19 protein-coding genes are annotated in these 21,765 nt (G+C 34.5%); 7 read left to right on the forward strand and 12 right to left on the reverse strand.

Translation table 11 applies throughout. From position 1 onward, the window contains the following. Window positions 1-201 precede the first annotated feature (201 nt). Entirely contained in the window at window positions 202-453 is a 252-nt protein-coding gene (gene rpsT, locus ACODSI_RS12465; protein ID WP_488917189.1) for a 30S ribosomal protein S20, read from the forward strand. Between the two features lie 54 nt (window positions 454-507). Here rpsT and ACODSI_RS12470 read toward each other — a convergent pair whose 3' ends face one another. Continuing rightward, the gene (locus ACODSI_RS12470) at window positions 508-918 is read right to left on the reverse strand and encodes a response regulator (protein WP_488917190.1); all 411 of its coding nucleotides are present in this window, start codon (window positions 916-918) and stop codon (window positions 508-510) included. After that, window positions 918-2,630: a PAS domain-containing sensor histidine kinase gene (locus ACODSI_RS12475; protein ID WP_488917191.1), complete on the reverse strand. Its 1,713-nt coding sequence runs from the start codon at window positions 2,628-2,630 to the stop codon at window positions 918-920. The genes ACODSI_RS12470 and ACODSI_RS12475 overlap by 1 nt, the downstream gene beginning before the upstream one ends. 162 nt (window positions 2,631-2,792) lie before the next feature. Here ACODSI_RS12475 and typA point away from each other — a divergent pair, with 162 nt between their 5' ends. Next, window positions 2,793-4,589: a translational GTPase TypA gene (gene typA, locus ACODSI_RS12480; RefSeq protein ID WP_488917192.1), complete on the forward strand. Its 1,797-nt coding sequence runs from the start codon at window positions 2,793-2,795 to the stop codon at window positions 4,587-4,589. Between the two features lie 70 nt (window positions 4,590-4,659). Here typA and ACODSI_RS12485 read toward each other — a convergent pair whose 3' ends face one another. The 8 genes from ACODSI_RS12485 to ACODSI_RS12520 all read right to left on the reverse strand — a co-directional run bounded on the left by ACODSI_RS12485 (window position 4,660) and on the right by ACODSI_RS12520 (window position 17,121). Then, entirely contained in the window at window positions 4,660-9,741 is a 5,082-nt protein-coding gene (locus tag ACODSI_RS12485; protein ID WP_488917193.1) for a T9SS type B sorting domain-containing protein, read from the reverse strand. A 24-nt stretch (window positions 9,742-9,765) separates the two neighbouring features. After that, window positions 9,766-12,051, reverse strand: a complete 2,286-nt coding sequence (locus ACODSI_RS12490; protein ID WP_488917194.1) for a choice-of-anchor L domain-containing protein — start codon at window positions 12,049-12,051, stop codon at window positions 9,766-9,768. A gap of 15 nt (window positions 12,052-12,066) precedes the next feature. After that, window positions 12,067-12,882 carry an ABC transporter permease gene (locus ACODSI_RS12495; RefSeq protein ID WP_488917195.1) on the reverse strand — a complete coding sequence of 272 codons (816 nt, stop codon included), beginning with the start codon at window positions 12,880-12,882 and terminating at the stop codon, window positions 12,067-12,069. 8 nt (window positions 12,883-12,890) lie between these two features. After that, window positions 12,891-13,784 (reverse strand): ABC transporter ATP-binding protein, encoded by an 894-nt coding sequence (locus tag ACODSI_RS12500; protein ID WP_488917196.1) that lies wholly within the window; start codon window positions 13,782-13,784, stop codon window positions 12,891-12,893. Window positions 13,785-13,902: 118 nt separating this feature from the next. Beyond that, the gene (gene tpiA / locus ACODSI_RS12505) at window positions 13,903-14,658 is read right to left on the reverse strand and encodes a triose-phosphate isomerase (RefSeq protein WP_488917197.1); all 756 of its coding nucleotides are present in this window, start codon (window positions 14,656-14,658) and stop codon (window positions 13,903-13,905) included. Then, on the reverse strand, window positions 14,658-15,161 hold the full coding sequence (locus ACODSI_RS12510) for a TlpA family protein disulfide reductase (protein ID WP_488917198.1): 504 nt from the start codon (window positions 15,159-15,161) through the stop codon (window positions 14,658-14,660). The genes tpiA and ACODSI_RS12510 overlap by 1 nt, the downstream gene beginning before the upstream one ends. 257 nt (window positions 15,162-15,418) lie before the next feature. Beyond that, window positions 15,419-16,522 (reverse strand): MauE/DoxX family redox-associated membrane protein, encoded by a 1,104-nt coding sequence (locus ACODSI_RS12515; protein WP_488917199.1) that lies wholly within the window; start codon window positions 16,520-16,522, stop codon window positions 15,419-15,421. A gap of 56 nt (window positions 16,523-16,578) precedes the next feature. Then, window positions 16,579-17,121, reverse strand: a complete 543-nt coding sequence (locus ACODSI_RS12520; protein WP_488917200.1) for a DUF1599 domain-containing protein — start codon at window positions 17,119-17,121, stop codon at window positions 16,579-16,581. A gap of 84 nt (window positions 17,122-17,205) precedes the next feature. Between ACODSI_RS12520 and folP the strand changes: the two genes are divergently transcribed. Both folP and ACODSI_RS12530 read left to right on the forward strand, forming a co-directional pair. Beyond that, window positions 17,206-18,030, forward strand: coding sequence for a dihydropteroate synthase (folP, locus tag ACODSI_RS12525; RefSeq protein ID WP_488917201.1), 825 nt, complete (start codon window positions 17,206-17,208; stop codon window positions 18,028-18,030). A gap of 1 nt (window position 18,031) precedes the next feature. Further along, complete coding sequence (locus ACODSI_RS12530; RefSeq protein WP_488917202.1) at window positions 18,032-18,694, forward strand: hypothetical protein; 663 nt, start codon at window positions 18,032-18,034, stop codon at window positions 18,692-18,694. Between the two features lie 11 nt (window positions 18,695-18,705). Here the strand turns inward: ACODSI_RS12530 and rlmH are convergent, their stop codons facing one another. Then, entirely contained in the window at window positions 18,706-19,179 is a 474-nt protein-coding gene (gene rlmH / locus ACODSI_RS12535) for a 23S rRNA (pseudouridine(1915)-N(3))-methyltransferase RlmH (protein ID WP_488917203.1), read from the reverse strand. A gap of 7 nt (window positions 19,180-19,186) precedes the next feature. After that, entirely contained in the window at window positions 19,187-19,366 is a 180-nt protein-coding gene (locus ACODSI_RS12540; protein WP_488917204.1) for a hypothetical protein, read from the reverse strand. A 131-nt stretch (window positions 19,367-19,497) separates the two neighbouring features. Here ACODSI_RS12540 and nadC point away from each other — a divergent pair, with 131 nt between their 5' ends. From nadC to ACODSI_RS12555, 3 genes are read left to right on the forward strand one after another with little or no spacing between them, the layout of a single operon-like run. Beyond that, a complete protein-coding gene (gene nadC, locus ACODSI_RS12545; protein ID WP_488917205.1) occupies window positions 19,498-20,355 on the forward strand; it encodes a carboxylating nicotinate-nucleotide diphosphorylase in 858 nt (285 codons plus the stop codon). Between the two features lie 5 nt (window positions 20,356-20,360). After that, window positions 20,361-21,317, forward strand: coding sequence for a YihY/virulence factor BrkB family protein (locus tag ACODSI_RS12550; RefSeq protein WP_488917206.1), 957 nt, complete (start codon window positions 20,361-20,363; stop codon window positions 21,315-21,317). Continuing rightward, window positions 21,307-21,738 (forward strand): DUF2147 domain-containing protein, encoded by a 432-nt coding sequence (locus ACODSI_RS12555; protein ID WP_488917207.1) that lies wholly within the window; start codon window positions 21,307-21,309, stop codon window positions 21,736-21,738. The genes ACODSI_RS12550 and ACODSI_RS12555 overlap by 11 nt, the downstream gene beginning before the upstream one ends. Window positions 21,739-21,765 lie beyond the last annotated feature (27 nt).

Here is a 21,765-nt window from a genome sequence, read left to right on the forward strand (position 1 = left end):
AGGACGCCAGGTTTTCATCCTGGTAAGAGGGGTTCGATTCCCCTACGGGCTACAAAAAAGAATTAGTTGTAAATAAGTTTTATAAAATAATAATTGGTGTCTCGATTATTGTTTTATTAGTTAAAACCAAAGTGATTTATAGTAATTGTGGGAGGTTTTTCTTTTTTAACTAGGAGTTTATAACAATTAAAAAAAAACAAAATGGCAAATCATAAGTCAGCTTTAAAAAGAATTAGAAGTAACGAAAAGAAGAGAGTGTTAAACAGATATCAGCACAAAACTACTCGTAATGCGATAAAAGCATTAAGATTAGCTACTGATAAATCAGATGCAGCATCAAAATTGTCTGGAGTAATCTCGATGATTGATAGACTAGCTAAGAAAAACATTATACATGATAATAAGGCTTCTAATTTAAAATCTAAATTAACTAAGCACGTTGCGAAATTATAATTTCGTAAATTGTTTTAATAAATAAAAAAAAGCTTCCGATTTCGGGAGCTTTTTTTATGTCTTCATTATTGATTTCAAAATTTCTTTAGTAATAGGTTTAGAAAGAAAATCGATTACCATACTATAAGATTTCGATTTTTCAATATCTTTTGGGTCTATCGTAGAGGAAAGAACAATTACTTTTAAGTTAGGGAACACCATGTGATAATTTTCTTTTGAAAAAATATCCAGAAATTCCCAGCCACCCATTACGGGCATGTTTAAGTCTAAAAACATTAACTCAGGAAGTGTAAGCGTGTCGTCTGAATTAATTTTAGATTTTAGATTATCAAAATACTTGATGGCATCTTCTCCATTATTGGCAGTTACAATCTCTTTGGAAAACTCAGCTCTCTCTATCACTTTCTTACATAACATGAGAGTAATAGGATCGTCATCTACAAATAAAATTTTATTGTACATCATTAATTGTTTTTAAATGTAATAGTGAAAGTCGTACCAACACCAACCTGACTTTCTACATTAATTTTTCCTCCCATTGATTCCACTTGTGACTTCACTAAATATAACCCTAATCCTTTACTGTCTGGATAGTCGTGAAAGCGTTGGTACAAGCCAAAAATTTTATCGCCATTACGAACTAAGTCAATTCCAATTCCATTATCTTTAAAGGTCAATTGGGTTTCAGTAGCTGTTTTTTTGGAGCTAATCCAAATTTTTAATTGTCTTTTTGGTTCTAGATAGCGTAGTGAATTCGTCATCAAATTTAATAAAATACTTTCAATGTAGGCCTTGTTAAGATTGATAACTTGTGTTTCGTGTAAATCCATTTTTATAATCGGCTTTTTGAGACTGATTAAAAAACTCAATTGATTGAAAACATTTTCAAAAACATCTCTAATGACAATATCTTCTTTTTGTATTGAAGGACTATCTTTTATGATAATTACATTAACAAGGTCGTTAATTGTTTCGTTTAATTGTGCTGTAGATTTAGAAAATCCTTTTATAATTTCATTTAATTCTTCGTTCTCAATAGGAATATCTTCTACTAAATTTAGTAGGCCTGTTAAATTTGATAACGGTGCTCTTAGATTGTGAGAGGTGATGTATGAGAACTGTTTTAAATCTTTATTGTTTTGAGTCAATTCGCTAATTAAATGTTCGCGTTCTGTTTCGCGTTCTTTTTCTACAGAAATATCTCTTTGGATGGAAATCCAATGCGAATGATGATTTTCCTTATTGGTGATGGGTATCATCGATATATTGGCCCAATATTCTTCTTTATTTTTTCGTTTATTTAGAGCTTCAAAAATAAATTCTTCCTTCTTTTTAAGGGCTTCAGCAAGTTTTTTTATTTCTTTTCTGACACTGAATTTATTCATAAATACCAAAGCAGATTTTCCAATAACCTCTTTAGGTTTGTATCCAGTCATCTTAGTAAAAGCTGGGTTGACAAACACTATTTTTGGCATCTCATTTTCTACATCGGTAGATTCAGTGATGATAACACTATCTTTAGTTTGTGTAATTACAGTTTCTAATAATTTTAATCGTTGTTCTTCTTCTTTCTGTTTGGTAATGTCTTGAATGGCTCCAATCATACGAATCACATTTCTGTTTTCATCCATAACCAAAAAACCTCGGTCAAAAACGTAGCGATACGATCCATCAGCACACATAAAGCGGTAATAATCTTGCCATTTTTCGGTTTTTTGTTCAATAAATGAATATAGTTTTACCGACATCTTGAGGCTGTCTTCGGGATGAATTTTTTCAAACCACCACTGTAAATCAGTTCCGATTTCTTCTTTTTTATAACCAAAAACTCCTTGAATTCCTTTATTCCATATAAAACCACCCGTTTTAATGTCCCAATCCCAAATGGTATCACTCGTTGCTTTGGCTACTATATCATACCTCTCATTAGATTTGTATAGTTCGTCGTTTGTTTTTTCTAAACTTTCTAAACTATCTTTATTTTTCTTATTGTTAAGATTTAGGATATAGATTATGAAAATAGGAGATATTAAAACAAAAAATAATAGCAATGAAAAATAGTATAGACTATAGTCTTCTGAGGCAACATTATTTACAATATAATAGTGGCTTGTTAAAGCCAATAAAAGAGAGATGATAAAATAAGCAATGATTATATTGTAAAATTTATTTTTCATTACTCAAAAATAAAAAAAAAATAGTAATAGAGTCTTTTTTGGAAGAAAAATAATGAATTTTTACATGTTCTGTCTCATATAGGTTATTAAAGTGTAAAGTATTATCACTTAGGTTTTTTTTATCAAAATAAAGTGTACCTTTGCACCTCTTAAAAAAATGAGATGGAATCTATTAGAAACATTGCGATTATTGCCCACGTTGACCACGGTAAAACTACTTTAGTTGACAAAATCATGTACCATTGCCAACTTTTTCGCGAAAACGAAAATACTGGTGATTTAATTCTTGATAACAACGATTTAGAACGTGAAAGAGGTATTACTATTACTTCTAAAAACGTATCAGTTGTTTACAAAGGAACTAAAATTAATATTATTGACACTCCTGGTCACGCCGATTTTGGTGGTGAAGTGGAGCGTGTATTGAATATGGCAGACGGTGTTTGTCTTTTGGTAGATGCTTTTGAAGGACCAATGCCTCAAACTCGTTTTGTGCTTCAAAAAGCAATCGATTTAGGGTTGAAGCCTTGTGTGGTTATCAATAAAGTGGATAAAGAAAACTGTACTCCTGAGGAAGTGCACGAAAAAGTATTCGACTTGATGTTTGAATTAGGTGCTGAAGAATGGCAACTTGATTTTCCAACAGTTTATGGCTCTGCTAAAAACAACTGGATGTCGGATCACTGGGAAAACTTAACAGACAATATCGAACCACTTTTAGATATGGTCGTGGCTAATGTTCCTGCGCCAAAAGTTTCTGAAGGTACGCCTCAAATGTTAATTACATCATTAGATTTCTCTTCATTCACTGGTCGTATTGCCATTGGTAGATTGGAAAGAGGTATTTTAAAAGAAGGAATGCCAATTTCTTTGGTAAAAAGAGATGGAAAAGTTATCAAATCAAGAATTAAAGAATTACACACTTTTGAAGGTTTAGGCCGTAAAAAAGTGCAAGAAGTAATTGCTGGAGATATTTGTGCTATTGTAGGTGTAGAAGGTTTTGAAATTGGTGATACTATTGCTGATTTCGAAAACCCAGAAGCGTTGCAAACCATTGCAATTGATGAGCCAACCATGAGTATGTTGTTCACAATTAACGATTCTCCTTTCTTTGGTAAAGAAGGAAAATTTGTTACCTCACGTCACATTAAAGACCGTTTGGCTAAAGAATTAGAGAAAAATTTAGCGCTTAGAGTTGGTGATACCGATTCTGCTGATAAATTCATGGTTTTTGGTCGTGGAGTACTTCACTTATCGGTTCTTATTGAAACCATGAGAAGAGAAGGATACGAATTGCAAATTGGTCAGCCACAAGTTATTATTAAAGAAGTGGATGGCGTAAAATGTGAGCCAATTGAAGAGTTGACTATTGATTTACCTGAAAATCTTTCTGGTAGAGCTGTAGAATTCGTTTCTGTTCGTAAAGGTGAAATGTTGTCGATGGAAGGTAAAGGAGAACGTATGATTGTTAAATTCAATATTCCATCTCGAGGAATCATTGGTTTGAGAAATCAATTGCTTACAGCTACAGCAGGTGAAGCCATAATGGCACATCGTTTTATTGGTTATGAACCATTTAAAGGAGAAATTCCAGGAAGAAATAACGGTTCGTTAATTTCTATGGAAAATGGAAAAGCTATTCCTTACTCTATTGATAAATTGCAAGACAGAGGAAGATTTTTTGTTGATCCAAATGAAGATATTTACGAAGGTCAAGTAATTGGTGAAAACACACGTAGCGATGATATGACTGTGAACGTTACAAAAACTAAAAAATTATCTAACGTTCGTTCTTCTGGTGCTGATGATAAAGCTAGAATTATTCCGGCTATTAAATTTTCATTAGAAGAGGCGTTGGAATACATTCAAAAAGACGAGTATGTAGAAGTAACGCCTAAATCGTTACGTTTGCGTAAAATTTACTTGAATGAAAATGATAGAAAGCGATTCAAAATCTAATTCGAATCGAACTCAATAATAAAAAACCATCTATGAAAGTAGATGGTTTTTTATTTGGATTCAATGTTATTTATCGTTTCAAGCTAAAATGTCCTTTTGCTGTTCTGCCATCATCTAAATTGATGTTATACCAATAATCATCAGCAGGTGCTAATTGTCCATTGTAGGTACCATCCCAACCTTGCCCTAAAGGTGAAATTTGCTTGATTAGTTTTCCAAATCTATCGTAAATTCTAATGATGGAATTCGCATGAAATTGGTCGCTTACGCCTTTTATGTTCCAAGTGTCATTAAATCCATCTCCATTTGGAGTGAAATATTGAGGGACACCCAATACCGAAATAGTTTGTTCGGAGATGCCACAACCATTCAAATCTTTAACATATACAGTATGGATTCCCATCGGAATGTTGGTAAAGAAATTTGAAGTCTGATAAGGACCATAAGGATCTTGAATACTATAAACATAATTGCCGTTTCCAGAAACAATAACTTCAACAGTATTAATATCACTTAAATCAACAATATTTATTGCATCTATCGTAGCTATTACAGAAGTGGTGACCTCTATCGTTCGGGTTTCCATACATCCAGATGCCGTAGTGACATCTACAGTATAGGTTCCTCCGGTATTTACAGTTAAAGAGTAACTGGTAGCACCCGGAATAATAGCACCATTGAGATACCATTGATAGGTGTAACTACTCGTTGGCGTTCCGCTTAAAACACCTGCATTAATGGTAACAGTAAATGTTGGGAGATTGGTACAAACCAACTCATTGGCCCAACCATTTTGATTTAAATCGATATTGGGCAATGGATTTACTACAAAGTTTAACGTTGCAGTTACAGGACAACTTGTATTTAAAGGATTTGTAACAGTAACCAATACATTTTGAGTAGCCGAATTGAACGTATTTGGTAAATGATTTAAAACGGTTCCATTTTGCAAAGTGAAGGTAATATCCATACCCGTTTGTGTGCCAAGAATAGTAGATTCAATAAGTGCGCCGTTAAACGGATAGATTCCGTCTTGTAAAGCAGGATCGGTTTCGTTATCACATTCGGTTAATGATAATGAAGCTGTAGAGAAAATTTGTGGCAACTTATCAACTATAAAAGTAATAGTTTCTTCATCATAACAAGGACCATTAGAGGCTTGAGTAGTATTATTGGTTACGCGAACCGTAATAGTTTGTGAAGTGGTGACGTTAAAAAAAGGAACTACCGTTATCGGATTTCCAAGATTGTCATAATAGGTTATTGTTTTATTAGTTTGTCCGTTTAAAATGGTTGCTTCAAGGGTTGTATTGTCAAATAAATAACTTCCATCTTGATCGTCATCGCAATGTCTTATAGTATTTGTGGCATTTACCAGATTGGCTACTGGCAATGCTTCAGCAGTTAGTGTAATAAAGGGCCCTAATCCAAAACAAGAATTGTCTAAATTACTGTCAATACGTACATAAATATCTTGTTGATTGAGAGTCACATTTCGATAATTAGAGGTATTTGTTATGGGATTTAATTCGGATAATGCATCTGCCTGATTTGCGTAATAGGTAATAGTGTAATTTGAACTTGGAATAGGAAGAATGGTCAAAATATCATTCGTAACACTGCTAAAATCAAAGACAGAAGTACCGTCGGTATCGGTCGAAATTCCAGCAACACTATCGTCACAAAGTGTAAAGTTTCTGTGAAAAGTTGCCGAATTAATTTGGGTAACCGTCACAATTAAGTTTATCTGTGCTATTCGATAGCAGCCATTAGCATTCTCAACCCTTGTCCAAACCGAACCATTTCCGCTGGTATACGATGTTGGATTATTTATTTTTACAGAAATATCATTTGTGTCAGCTCCAGTAAAAGTAGTGAAATACGTAAAGGTTTCAGTAGCAAAATTTGTCGAAATGAAATTATTTTTTTCAGTGAGATTAAAATTCGAAATTCCGTCGGTATCGTTATCGCATTGTTTTAACGTAATTGGACTGGTAACCACAGGAAGTGCATAAGTAGTTAAAATTCCAGCTGTTGAATACAATCCACAAGAGTTTCCATTTTTGTTTAGAAACACTCGGTATTGGTAGCCACTCATAGAAGGAGTAACGTTAGATACCGTTAAAGTGATAGATGTGGCTCCAGCATAGGTTGTATTATTAGTTATGTTTGCCCAAGTAACGCCATTGTTGGTAGAAACCTGCCATTGGTAACTATTAACCGCATTTGAAGTTAGTGTAAAAGTAGCACTTTGCAATTCACAAGTTGAAGTGTTTGCTGGTTGAGCAGAAATTGTTATTGGAGCGGCTGTTATGTAATTGCTATTTGGAGTTGAATATCCAGTTCCGCTAGTTACAATTCCTTTTGGGTTTACTGTTGGAGGCGCATTGGTTCCCAATAATCCATCATTATTACTATCGGCAAAGCCAGCTTCTATAACATCATTACAGCCATCACCATCACTTTCTAAATCCAGATAATTATTGGCTGTGTCACCATCAGTATTGGCGATGGTATAATTTAAAATACCACTATCAGGACTTGTTTCTAAGGCATTGGATAATCCATTGGCACCAAATCCACTACCATCTATAACGCCATTTAAATTCGCATCTGGTGCACCCGAACCGGATTCGTTCAAATCGTATATTCCGTCATTATCAGAATCTAAATCTAAATAATCTGGGACACCATCATTATCAGAATCTACAGCGGTAATACCATTTCCAAAAGTATTGTCAATTCCATCTTGATTGGTGTCGGTGTTGGTTAGTGCTGTAAAACTAATTCCTTGAACTTCGATTGCATCTGTAATCCCATCATTGTCGCTATCAAAATCAACTTGATCGGGAACACCATCTAAATCAGAATCTTTAGCAATACAAGTGGCTGATATTTTAAAAGTTGCTCTGTCTGGAACATTATCAGATAGGTTTTTATGGGTGAAAATTAGAGTGTCTGAATTGTTAGTTAAAAATTTAAACGTACCAGTTCCAGCCGCTAATGGGGTTGTGCTGTTTAAACGAAATCGAATTTCAAAAGAAGAATATTGTGTGATTCCAGTTTCATAAATTCCATCATAATTGGTGTCAATTAATAATTGATTGTTCGGATTTAAAACCGTTATCGTTTTATTGGTTGGCGAGTTAATGATAAATTCTCCATTGGAATCTACTAAATCGGTCGAATTTGCCGTACTAACATATTCCATTTTTAAGGATAAAGGTTGCGCAAATGACATAGCATATTTGACCCAATTGGTTTTCCCAGCAGGAATATCAGTCACAAAACTTCCACTTGAGTTTCCTGTAAAAGGAGTAGTACTGGCTATAATTGATGTGGTTACAACACCAGTGAAAGCATTAGAATAGGATGGAATCACACTTACTGTTCCAGCTGCCGTATTGGCTAATGAAATATTTTGATCGCCATAGGATTCGGTACAATTAGTTAGTCCGTCGTTATCAAGATCTAAATCGATATTATCGTTTACACCATCGTTATCGGTATCAGTAGCACAAGAACTTACAGGAATTTCATCTGAAAAAAAGTCAATTCCACAAGCGGTTAATGATGCTTTTATTTTATAATAACCTGGTTGAGTAGGAGTGTAGGTATTTGAAGTTGCTCCAGCAATCGGATTTCCATTAAAGTACCACTGGTATACATCAAAATTACTGATGGTATTTACATCTAAAATAATGTTTGGAATACAATTGGAAAGTGTAGCAACTACGGGCTGAAACACAATTTCGGGCTTGAAAGTAAAACCAGAATAAAATCCACCATAAGTCGCAGCACCACTCGAACCGTAATACGAAAGATACACTTGTTCTGTAGAAAAAACAGAGATATTACCAGTTAAACCTTGTATGGTATACGTTACATAGTTAGGTGTTCCTACAACGCTTAATGGACCCGTAACGGTTAAATTATTGGGTAATGTTGCAAAAGTATAATTAGTTCCGTTAATGATAAAACTTAACGTAGCTCCGGTTTTCGTTACAATACAAACAGTTCCTGCAAAGTTGTTGAGATTTCCAACTTCATTGATTAAAGGAATATTATTAATTGATTTTGGAGTTTGACAACTTAAAGGTGGTACAAAATGCATATTTTGATTCGCCTGACTGTTAGAGCCTCCAATTCCTTGATAAGCAAATACATTTTTAGAACTTTGAACATATAAATTTCCATTTGCCGAGAAATCGGCACCACCCAAAGCAAGATAATCTCCAGAATTTAGAATAGCGTATGGAGTCGTACTTCCATTTAAATAAATTTCGGTATTGTTGTCGTTAGCCACTAACAATGGACGTTCGGTTACATCAAGACCAGAGCCTTTTATGAAAATGTATTCCATACCGGTTCTTTCTGCTGAAACAATTTGATCCATTCCCAAATCTAAATTGGAGGTATCTCCATTGCTTCCTGCAAATGATCCGCAATTCACAGCAATTGGTTTATCAGAAATTATCGAAGCACCAATCAACCCATCTCTATTGGCATTATTAGGTCCTTCAACAGCTATTACAAAGCTTTCTCCGGCATTTAAGGTAATGTTGGAAGGTGTGTTTCCTGCAGCAGCATTGTTAATCAATTGGACACCAGTTTTAATATCACCAAAGGAAATAGTCGTATTGTTTTCAGTAGCTAAAATAGAAGCAAAGGTGTAGTGATTGTTGTTGGTTGCTGGAACTGAAGTATTGGTAAATGCACCAATTCTAAATACGGTTCCTAGTGCAGCACTTCCTTTAGAAACTAATCCACCACCTTGATAATTTAGAGGTGTAGAAGTCAATCGAACATTTACATAAATTAAATCTTGCGCTTGAACAATGTATCCCTTATTGTTTTTAACGGTATTTACATCACTACTTGAGACTAATAATTGGGTGTCAAATCCAGTTCCAACATTATAAACATAAGGATTGTCTCGGCTAACTACTCCATTAATAACACCGCCGCCAATTTCCTGAATTTGAAAATTGATAGGGGTTACACTCGGACATGATATGTATAGGTATTGACCTTGAGGTTCTTGAGCATCAGAATTTGATAAAGGTGGTATGTAATGCGTTTTGCTGAATTGCGCAACACAAGTCATTGAAAATAATATAGTTAGTATTAAAGGAAGTAGTTTATTTTTCATTTGTTAAAAGTAGCAATTTTTGAATTATCTTTTCAATGAAAAATGTCCTTTAACATTTCTTTCACTAGCAAATTCAATTACAAACCAATAGTCGGTTGCAGGAAGTTGGACTTGATTTAGAGTGCCATCCCAACCTTTTTGATTTTCATTAAAACGATAGATTAGTTTTCCAAAACGGTCAAATATAGTTACTTGTGAATTAGGAAAATAAGATAAATTTTTAATTTCCCAAGCATCATTAATTCCGTCATTGTTTGGAGTGAAATATTTTGGATAATTTAATACAATAGTATTGGCAGTAAGGAGTCCACAACCATTTTTATCTTTCACAAAAACGGTATATTGGCCTGGCATTACATTCGAAAATGTATTCTGATCTTGGTAATTAAATCCATCTATAGCGTATTCGTAAGTGCCTATACCATTTACGTTGATTTGAATAGTATTGGCTTCATTTGATAAATCATTTACAATTATCGATTCTAAAATTGCTATTTCAGAGGCAAGTACTGTAAATGTTTTTGTGATACTACAACCATTGGTGTTGGTAACGGTTACAGAGTAGGTTCCAGTAGAGGTTGCAACTATTGTGTTTGCGGTAGCTCCATTGGACCACAAATAACTGGAGAAGTTAGGCGCGACACTCAAAGTAATTGGATTTCCACTGCACAAATAAAGCGTTTCATCCGAAAATCCATTTGGATTAAACGTATTAATTAGTAGTATGATGGGAACAATACCATAACAATCGGAACCGTTTATCACTCGTGCGTAAATAATTTGTTGATTGGCAGTCGTATTTGTAAAATTATTTGGCAACGGATTAATTTGTAAAACAGCATCTTGTGCTGTAGCATAATATGCAACAATTAAACCCGATGGTAAACCCAAGAGAATTTGTGGAGTGATGGCGTTTAAATTGAAAGACGTATACCCATCTTGTGGTGCAACTAAATCGCAACTCGAATAGGTTTGATTACTGATGGTATTGTTGGAAATAACTAAAGTAACAGTAGCATAATTCCCACAGCCAAATCCGTTTGAAATCCAGGCTATTACTTGATTAGTAGTAGTATTTTGATACGCAGTTGGATTTGCTATTGGATTTGTTTGTGCTTGTGCATCGGCAAGATTTTCATAAAAAGTTACCGCACTTAATTGCGTATTTCCACCAGTAATAATGTTGTATACTTTGGTTAAATCGAAGGTTGAAATTCCATCGTTGTTATCGTCACATTGCACTAGGGTAGCATTGTTTAGTGTTGGTAACGGACTGTATTCTATGACAATTTCTCCGTTAGTTGTACATACAGAACCACCTAAAGTCACTTCAACTTTGTAGGTTCCAGCACTTGAAACCGTATACGTTGGATTGGTTTCTCCCAATAACGCTATTCCGTCTTTAAACCATTGATAAGTATTGGTTCCAGAAATGGTGCCGTCCAAAACGGTAGTTTCGCCTTGGCAAATTGGATTTCCAGTAGCGATTAATTTGTCGGGACCAAGATCGACACCAATATTGAAACTGTTTCCACCCAAAAAAATAGCTGAATCATATTGTGGATTGGCTTCGTCAGCAATAACCAATTTAATGTGGTAGGTTGTTCCTGGAATTACGTTGCCTCGAGCAGTCATAACTACCGTTTGACCATTAAAATTTGTTGGCGAATTAGTCCCATTAAAACTTCCAAAATAGGCTTCATTTTGAGGTCCACAACCGCCCGGAATATTAGGATGCACGGTTGTTACTTTAACAGGAATTGAAGTATTTGGAATTAGAGCTAAATTTTGATACGGATTCGAACTTCCAGCTACTTTTAGTAAGAAAGCAAATCCGTCAGAATAGTTGCAGGATGCCGTACCGTGATATTCTTCTGAGGCAAATAAATAATCAAAGCTGAAGGTACTTGTTAATGGGACAAAATCAAATTCTAAAACCGTAGCATTAGAAATATTTGAAATGTTTAAGGCTTGCGCCAAATCAGAATCCCCTAACCAATTTGGAGCGCTGTCACTCAGAACAAATGAATTTGGACCTGGAGTATAATTGGCTCTACAGGTACTTAACACGACTCCATCGGTTAATGGAAACCCACTACTTCCTGAGTTAAAGTAACCGAAGCTGTGTTCGCCAGTGGCAAAGGCACCACCACTGATACTGAAATTTGATACATTGGCACACGGACTGTTAACCAATACATTTTGAACCAATTGTTGTGCCGAATAGGTGTCGTCTACAGTAATATTTTGCGCAAATGCACTAATGTGAAAACCAAAACTAAAAAGAAACCAAAACGTAATCCACTTCATAGTGGGGCAAAGATACTATAAATCTCTTCTTTTTAATAACCAATGTGATAAGTAAACAAATATTGCAGTCCATGCTAACACAATCAAAATAGTACTAAAATGAACATCATAATCTTTAATATTCACGATTCCTATTTGGGAGTTGATGTTTTTGATGGCAGACAATTTGGTAAAAGGCTCTATTAGAAGTTGCGACATCGATTCTAAAGGTAAAAAACGTGCAACAGAAGGAATTAATCCGTATTTGAAATACACTAAAAAACATTCGAAAAGAAACCATAAAAATACAAATCCCAATGCAAATGCCGAGCGTTTTATCAAGATTCCAACCAATAAACAGAAAGAGAAAAATCCCACAAGATTAACAAAATAAGCTAGCAAATACTCCATTTGTGAGAAGATGATGCCAAATTCATTATAAGATGAAAAGATTAATCCGAGAACTAAAGAAGTAATAAAAACAAAAATGGTCGAAACTATTGAAAAAGCAACGACAGTAACAAATTTAGAAGCGATAAACTCTTTTTTGCTCATGCCGTCTATTAAATTTTGTTTTAAGGTACCATAACTGTATTCGTTAGACATCATAGAAACAATAATGATGGCAAAAAACACTTTAGCATAAATGGCAATAAAGGAATTAAAATGCCAAATGAATGGAAAATTAAAGATGCCCATTTCTGCCAAATGAAATTTAAACGGACCAATATCAAATTTGATGGAAGCAATTAATGCAATCAGACTCAATAGTCCGAAATAGGTAATAGTTAAAACTCTGCTGGCTTTGTTTTTCCAGATTTTTTGTAGTTCTATAGAAAGAAGTCGTTTCATGGTTGCGATTATTTTCCGGTTAATTCTAAAAATTGTTCTTCAAGACTGTTTTTGCGTTTGGCCAAATGGTTCAAATAAATTGATTTGTCTGCCAAAAATTTGTTCAGTAACGATGGATCAATTTCAGATTTGGAATACAACAGCACTTTACCGTCTTCTTCTTTTATTTTTTCAATATTTGGATAGTGCTCCAAAGCTTCTATTAATGCAACATTATCAGTAGTTTGAAGTTCAATATAACCATTGCCCGATGACATACCTTCTACGGTTCCAGTATATAAAATTTCACCTTTTCGCAAAACTAAAACGTGTGAACATACTTTTTCTACTTCATCTAATAAGTGTGAAGCCAATAAAATAGTGGTACCTTGACTGGCAATTAATTTAATAATATCTCTAATTTGATGAATTCCTTGTGGATCCAAACCATTGGTAGGTTCGTCTAAAATTAATATTTCAGGATCGTTTAATAGGGCAGAAGCGATAGCTAAACGTTGCTTCATTCCTAATGAAAACGTATTGAATTTGCTGTCTTTTCGTTCTATTAATCCAACAATTTCTAGTTTTTCTTGCACTTTAGAATAGTTAATGCCTTTAATTTTACAAACCAATTCTAAATTTTCTTGTGCCGTCATGTACGGATAAAAATTGGGACGTTCGATGATAGCGCCAACGCGTTTCAGCGCTTCATGGGTTTGTAAAGTACCGCCAAACCAACGGTATTCTCCGGATGTTTTATTGACAACGTTTAATACAATTCCTAAAGTAGTTGATTTTCCACTGCCATTCGGACCTAAAATGCCATATACATTGCCTTTTTGAATTTCTAACGATACGTCTTTAACGGCTTGTAATTTACCATAACGTTTGTACAGATTTTTAATAGAAAGTATTGTTTCCAAGATATAATTGTGTTTGGTTTAATGGTAAGACGACCATGTTTTAGAAATGTTACTAATGGTACAAAAAAAAATCCCCAACAGCATCAACCATTGGGGATTATTATATATAAAAGTGTTATTATCTAATGCCGTTTACAATGCCTACAAAGTCATCGGCTTTCAAAGCAGCACCACCAATTAGGCCACCATCAACGTCTGGTTTGCCAAAAATTTCTTTAGCATTATCGGGTTTTACACTGCCTCCATAAAGAATAGACACATCTTCGGCAACATCACTTCCAAATCGAGTACGAACCGTTTCTCTAATAAATTCATGCATTTCTTGTGCTTGTTCTGGCGAAGCTGTTTCTCCAGTTCCAATAGCCCAAACAGGTTCGTAAGCCAAAATAATATTTTCCCAAGCTTCATTGCCGATGTGAAACAATCCATCACGCAATTGGTTTTCAACTACATTAAAATGTTGTCCGTTTTGACGGTCTTTCAATTCTTCCCCAAAACAAAAAATTACCGTCATGTTGTGTTTTAAAGCGGTATCAACTTTAAAAGCTAGTTGCGCATCCGTTTCACCAAAATAGGCTCTTCTTTCAGAATGTCCTAAAATAACAGTGTTCACACCGATACTTTGCAGCATGTCGGCCGAAATTTCTCCGGTATACGCGCCATTTTCTGCGTGGTGCATGTTTTGTGCCGCAATGGTAATGTTGGTAAATTCAACATGATCAGCTGCCGAAGCTAAATTTACAAACGTTGGTGCCACAATAATTTGCGCTTCAACATCGTTAGGTAATTTAGCAATTAAATCGTTCAATAAATCTTCGGTTTCTTCGGCGTTTTTGTTCATTTTCCAGTTACCGGCAACAATTTTCGTTCTCATTATTTTAGGGTTTTTAAAGTAGTGTTAATTTTGTCAAATTCGGTTTCAATGGCGCGATACAATTCGATTTCACCTTTTTGATTGATGATGATGTATCTCGGAATCCAATCTAAATCTATCGACTTTCCAAAAGCACCTTTCATGCCTTCAGGATCATTTACCCAATAGTGTTCGCCTTTCAAATCGTGTTTCGCAATTCCAGCTTTCCATTTGTCAAACGTTTTGTCCATCGAAACAAACAAATATACTACATCGGGATTATTAGCTTGCAATTCTTTTACTTTAGGCATAGCACCTACACAATCGCCACACCACGAAGCCCAGACTTCCATGACAATGGTTTTGCCTTTGTATTTTTGTAAAACTTCTTTGAATTTAACTTCTTTCCCTTCTAAATCGGTTAATTTTTGAGTTTGACTTTTCTTAGAAAAAGAAGTTGTCTGTGCATTGCTACACGATACCGAAATCATGACAATAGCAAATAATAAAAGTGTTTTTTTCATAGCATTCTTTTTTACAAAGTTAGGTAAATTAATGATTTGTTGGTTTGTGAAAACGACTAATCCATTTCAATAATAGTATTAGATTTATCACTACTGCCAAAATTCCGATAGTTGGATATAATGGTAAATCCATTATTTTTAAAGGACTTTTTACCTTTATTAGATAAATTCCAACTTTAATAAAAAGGATGCAAATGAATATATTATATATTGCTTTGGCCTTTTCTTTGACTAGTATTTTGAATCTATTGAACAAATTATTTTTTTAATTCAGAGTACGATTTGTGTAAATAAATATCTAAATCGGCACCATTAAACTTGTTGTCTTTAATTCCGTCGTAATATTTTATTTCATTTCCATTCCAAAAATATTTCACACCAGGTGTATCTCTATTTTTACCGAGAATATTCCAAAACGGAATGATTTCAATGATTTTATAAGGATAAGTCGCACCAGCTTCTTTAAAGAAATCGGGAATCAAATCGGCTTCTTCATTCATAAACAATACTGAAAGTGGAGGCAAACTAGCATCTTTCTTTCTCATTTCAGTAAGTTCTTTAGCAGCAGCTCTACAATGGTCGCAACCCGGAACGAAATAGCATAGAATTTTTTTACCTTTATCAATATTAGGAAAATAAACGGCATTACCCGATTTTACTTTCTTCGGTTCGTTTGTGTTTTCAACCGCAACTTTGGCAACAGAATCTTTTTTTACGGGTGTCGTTTCTCCAACTGTTTTAACGGTATCTTCAACTGGAGTAGTTTCTGAAATAGTATCTTGAGGGGTTTCCATAACGGGAGAAACACTAAAATTACTAGCTGGTGGTTGAATAGGAGCCAACATAAAAATCCATAAAATGGTAGCAAATAAAACGGTGGTCAAAACCCAAAAATTGCCTTGTGGTGCGGTTTTAGGTAATAAAAAATACAAATAGCCTAACATCGCTACAGCGACCACATTTTTGATAATTGCTTCAATGGGAGTCATGGGTAGCAATTCGCCAAAACAACCACAATTTCCAGAAGTTCCGCCACTCAAAAAGGTAACATACGTTAGATGTCCAATAAAAACCAAAAGCAGAAGCGTTGTTACCGGAATGATGAATTTGCGCAACCAATTTTTTTGCAATAATAACAATCCTAACGCCATTTCAATCCCGATTAAGGTTCTTGAAAAGTACGGTGCAAATCCTTCTGAAAATCCCATAGGATACAATTGCTTTACTTCAAAAGTGGATATGGCAAAATAAGGTGAATCTAACAAGTGCCCTTTAGATAGCTTGGCTACTGCTGAAAGTATGAATAACGCCGAAACAACAATTCGCAACGTCCAAGCTAGGTATGTTTTTTTAGTTTCCATAAAATTTGTTTTTACAAATGTAAAAAGGCTTATTTAAGTGAGTTGTTAACAAATTGTTATTGTCCGAATTTCATTAATATCAAAGCAAATACCGAATAATTAATCATATCTTGATAATTGGCATCAATGCCTTCAGAAACTAAGGTTTTACCTTTATTGTCTTCAATTTGTTTTACTCGAAGTAATTTTTGCAAAATCAAATCCGTCAACGAACTGACACGCATTTCGCGCCAAGCTTCACCATAATCGTGGTTTTTATCTTCCATTAATTGTTTGGTTAACGCTACTTTTTCATCGTATAATTTCACCGCAGCTTCAGTATTCAAATCGGGTTGATCGACCACACCCAATTCCAATTGAATCAATGCCATAATGCAATAATTGATGATTCCGATGAATTCGCCGGTTTCGTCTTCGTCTACTTTTCGAACTTCGTTTTCTTGCAAACTGCGAATGCGTTGTGCTTTGATGAAAATTTGATCGGTAAGTGATGGCAATCGTAAAATACGCCAAGCACTACCGTAATCGGTCATTTTTTTACTAAATAAATCACGGCAAATGCCAATTACTTTGTTGTATTCTTGTGAAGTATTCTTCATTAATGGTATCTTTGTTTGAAATTTGCTCAAAAGTAAAAAAATAAGAACAAAGATAATAGAGAAAAGAATAAAGATTTTAAAGAAATGACAATCAACTGCAAAGGAAATCTTATCGATTTATCTTCGCCAAAAGTAATGGGAATACTCAATGTTACGCCCAATTCTTTTTTTGATGGTGGACAACATTCTGACGATAAAGCTGTTTTAACGCAAGTTGAAAAAATGCTTACCGAAGGCGCAACTTTTATTGATATTGGGGGGTATTCGAGTAAACCGAGTGCCGAATTTGTTTCGGAAGAAGAAGAATTGCAACGCATACTTCCTGTGGTTCAAAAAGTGCTTCGTGAATTTCCAGAAACGCTGATTTCTATAGACACTTTTAGAAGTAAAGTAGCTCAAGAAAGCATCGAACATGGTGCTGCAATCGTCAATGATATTTCGGCAGGAAATCTAGATGATACAATGTTAGAAACGGTTGCTAAACTGCACGTGCCATACATCATGATGCACATGAAAGGGACGCCGCAAACCATGCAATCATTAGCGCAATACGAAAATATAGTAAAAGAAATGATTTTTTATTTTTCGGAAAGAATTGCTAAAGCCAGAAGTTTCGGAATGAATGACATCATCATTGATCCCGGATTTGGATTTGCGAAAACAGTGGAGCAAAATTTCGAGGTTTTAAACAAATTAGAATTGTTTCAAATGTTGGAATTACCCATTCTTGCTGGTGTTTCTAGAAAATCGATGATTTATAAAACACTAGAAACCACAGCCGAATTTGCCTTAAACGGAACCACTTCATTGAACACAATATCTTTATTAAAAGGTACTAAAATTTTACGTGTTCACGATGTGAAAGAAGCGGTTGAATGTATCAAGTTAGTCCAACAATTAAATCATTAAAATGAAAAAATACCTAGCATTTGCAATTGTTTTAGCTTTGTTTTCTTGTGAAGGAAAAAAAGAAATCGAACTTCCCAAAGCCAACAAAACCATAGTTGCCGACGTGCAAGAACATTCGCCGATTTATATTTTTTTTAAAACAGAAGGAAAAGATACCATTGCCGATGTAAATCGTAAAAACTCTATCGTTTCTACCAACTGGATTTTCAATATCGACAAGCGATTGCCACTGCGATTAGTAGTTCCTGAATTGATAAAACTACAAGCCAAAAAAGACGGTAGCATGCACAAAAACGAAGCCGCTGAAAACTATTTTTCGTATGCTAATGATGTAAAAAAAGCGATGGCTTTTTTGCCATTTACGAAAGTGAAATACCATCTTAATTTACCAAAAATTTTTAGGTTAGGAATTATTTTTGGTAAAAAGGAAGTCGCATGTTTTGGAAATGGAACGCTAATATTTAATTCTAAGACACTTACAAAGAAACAACTTGCAGATTACATTACAAAAATAAAAGATTCTAAAGACAAGGAGATTACATTGATTTTTGAAAAGAATTACTCATATCAAAAGTATATTCAATATAAAATTGATCTTCTTGATCTTATTAAAGATACGGATAAGTTGTTATCTAATGAAGAATATGTCTTCAATAAAATGTAGGTAATATTGTTTTACTGATGATGATACGGCTCATTTTTCAAAATGGTAAACCCACGATACAATTGTTCAATCACGAAAAGTCGCACCATTTGATGCGAAAATGTCATGGCTGAAAGCGAAATTTTACCTTGTGCTTTTTTATATACTTCTTCGCTAAAGCCATAAGGACCACCAATTACAAAGACTACTGTTTTAATGCCAGCATTCATTTTCTTCTGCAAATAGTCTGAAAATCCTACGCTCGAAAAGGTACTGCCGTTTTCATCCAATAAAATCAATTGGTCGGTTGCAGAAAGTTTCGATATAATGAGTTCGCCTTCTTTTTCTTTTTGTTGGGCTTCTGATAAATTTTTTACATTTTTGATATCGGGAATGATTTCCAAATCAAATTTAATGTAAAACGACAAGCGTTTGGTATACTCATCAATCAATGTTTGTAACGATTTATTATCGGTTTTGCCAATGGCAAGAAGTTTTATGTTCATAAATGATTTATCGGTTTTTATAGGTCGCTATGGCTTCACAAATGAATAGAGCCGAAATGGCTCCGAATGCAAAAATAGATAAAAACACAATTGGCTTAACATCGTGTTTACCAATAATTCTTCCGAAATTACCAGTAATTAAAATGAACATAAAGCCTAAAAGAAGTAGTTTTTTACGCGATTTCATAATACTAAAGTATTGGTTATTAGTGCAAATTTATTAAAAAATAGAGTAGCAAATGGTGCTTCAATTAGTTTCGATTGATATCCTATTTCAAGTCAACATTTTTCATTATTTTAGCCTTTCAAATTACGATTATGATTTCAGAAGCACAATTTCAAAACGAACTTCAATTAATAATTAAAAATGCCATTAGAGAAGACGTTGGCGATGGCGATCATTCGTCTTTGGCATGTATCCCGACCGAGGCACAAGGCAAAGCCAAACTGTTGGTGAAAGATACCGGAATTATAGCCGGAGTTGCATTTGCCAAAATGATTTTTAATTATGTCGATGCCGAGATGAAAGTCGAAACCTTCATAGAAGACGGTGCTTCAGTGGCTGATGGCGATGTGGTTTTTCACGTTAGCGGAAGTTCGCAATCGATATTGAAAGCCGAACGGTTGGTTCTCAATTCGATGCAACGTATGAGTGCCATTGCCACAAAAACGAAGCAGTATGTCGATTTGTTAGCAGGTACCAATACCAAAATTTTAGATACTCGAAAAACCACACCAGGATTTCGTGCTTGTGAAAAATGGGCGGTCAAAATTGGTGGTGGTGAAAATCATCGTTTTGCTTTGTACGATATGGTGATGCTGAAAGACAATCACATTGATTTTGCTGGTGGAATTACCAAAGCCATTGCCAAAACTAAAGACTATTTGAAAGCTAACCATAAAGATTTAAAAATCATTGTGGAAGCCAGAAATCTGGATGAAATTAAAGAAATTCTGCAATCGGAAGGTGTGTATAGAATCTTAATTGATAATTTTAATTTTGAAGATACGAAAACGGCTGTAGCTCTAATTGGAACTCAATGCTTGACCGAATCATCAGGGAATATTAATGAAAAAACGATTCGTCAATATGCCGAATGTGGCGTCAATTATATTTCTTCAGGAGCCTTGACCCATTCGGTGTATAACATGGATTTGAGTTTAAAAGCCATCTAAAATACATGTCAATAGAAATTGAAGATAAATTATTGAAAATTCCAGTTGTACGACAATTGGTGTTGCTGGGTAAAAATATAAAATTGCCTTGGCTTCACGGTTTGTCGCTATACGATTTACTGGAATTGTACATTATCGGAATAGTGGAAGGTGCGGTTTCCTATCGTGCTACTGCTATTGCCTTTAGTTTCTTTATGGCGTTGTTTCCGTTTGCCTTGTTCATTTTAAATTTGATTCCATATATTCCTTTAAAAGGTTTTCAAGATGATTTTTTGGATTTTGTGCATCAAAGTTTGCCGCCCACAACCTTCGATGCAGTAGCCAAAATCATCAATGATATTTTGCATAACAGTCATTCGGGATTGCTTTCCACGGGTTTTTTTATGGCAATTTTTCTGATGGCAAATGGCGTAAATGCTATTCTAGGCGGATTTGAGAATTCACGTCATGTTACCATTAAACGCAAGTACATCCGACAATATTTTGTGGCTTTAGCCTTATCCATTATGCTTTCGTTTATCTTGATTATCACTGTGGCAGCGATTGTGGTTTTTGAGGTTTTTATTCAGAAAACCAAAATTCAAGATGTATTGTCTGATAATATTCCGCTCATTCAAATGGGGCGGTATATTTTTGTGATTATGATGATTTTATTCACAACATCCATTCTTTTCAAATTTGGAACCAAACACGATCGAAAGCGCTCGTTTATATCCATAGGTTCTGTTTTTACAACAATTTTAACCATCATTACCTCGTATTTCTTCGGAATTTGGGTCGTGCGATTTTCAAAATACAATGAGTTGTATGGTTCTATTGGTACCTTATTAATTGTGATGTTTTTCATTTGGATTAACAGCATGATTTTGCTTTTGGGCTTCGAATTGAATGCCACAATTAATCGTTTGAGAAAACAAGAGCAAGATAAAAGCGATAAAAATGTTTCCACTTATGAAGTATAAAAAACATCTTATAGTACTTTTCATCTTGATTGCAAATTGCTGCTTTTCGCAATCTGTTCTTGGAAAATGGAAAACCATCGATGATGAAACAGGAAAAGAAAAAGGTATCGTAGAAATTTACGAAAAAGACGGAAAAATTTACGGTAGAATCATTGGAATTTTAGAACCAGAACATCGCTTTAAAAAGTGCACTCTGTGTCAAGGTTCCGATAAAGACAAACCGATTATGGGATTGATTTTTCTCAAAGGATTAACCAAAGATGGTGAAGAGTACAATGGTGGAAAAATTTTAGATCCTAAAAATGGCAAATTGTACAAATGCTATATCAATCTTGAAGGTGATAACAAACTGAAAGTAAGAGGTTATATCGGAATTTCACTTTTTGGTCGCACTCAATATTGGTATCGGGTTACCGATTAATTTTTGATTTTATAGTTTTTCAAATAG

It is taken from the genome of Flavobacterium sp. FG139 (genome assembly GCF_057809695.1).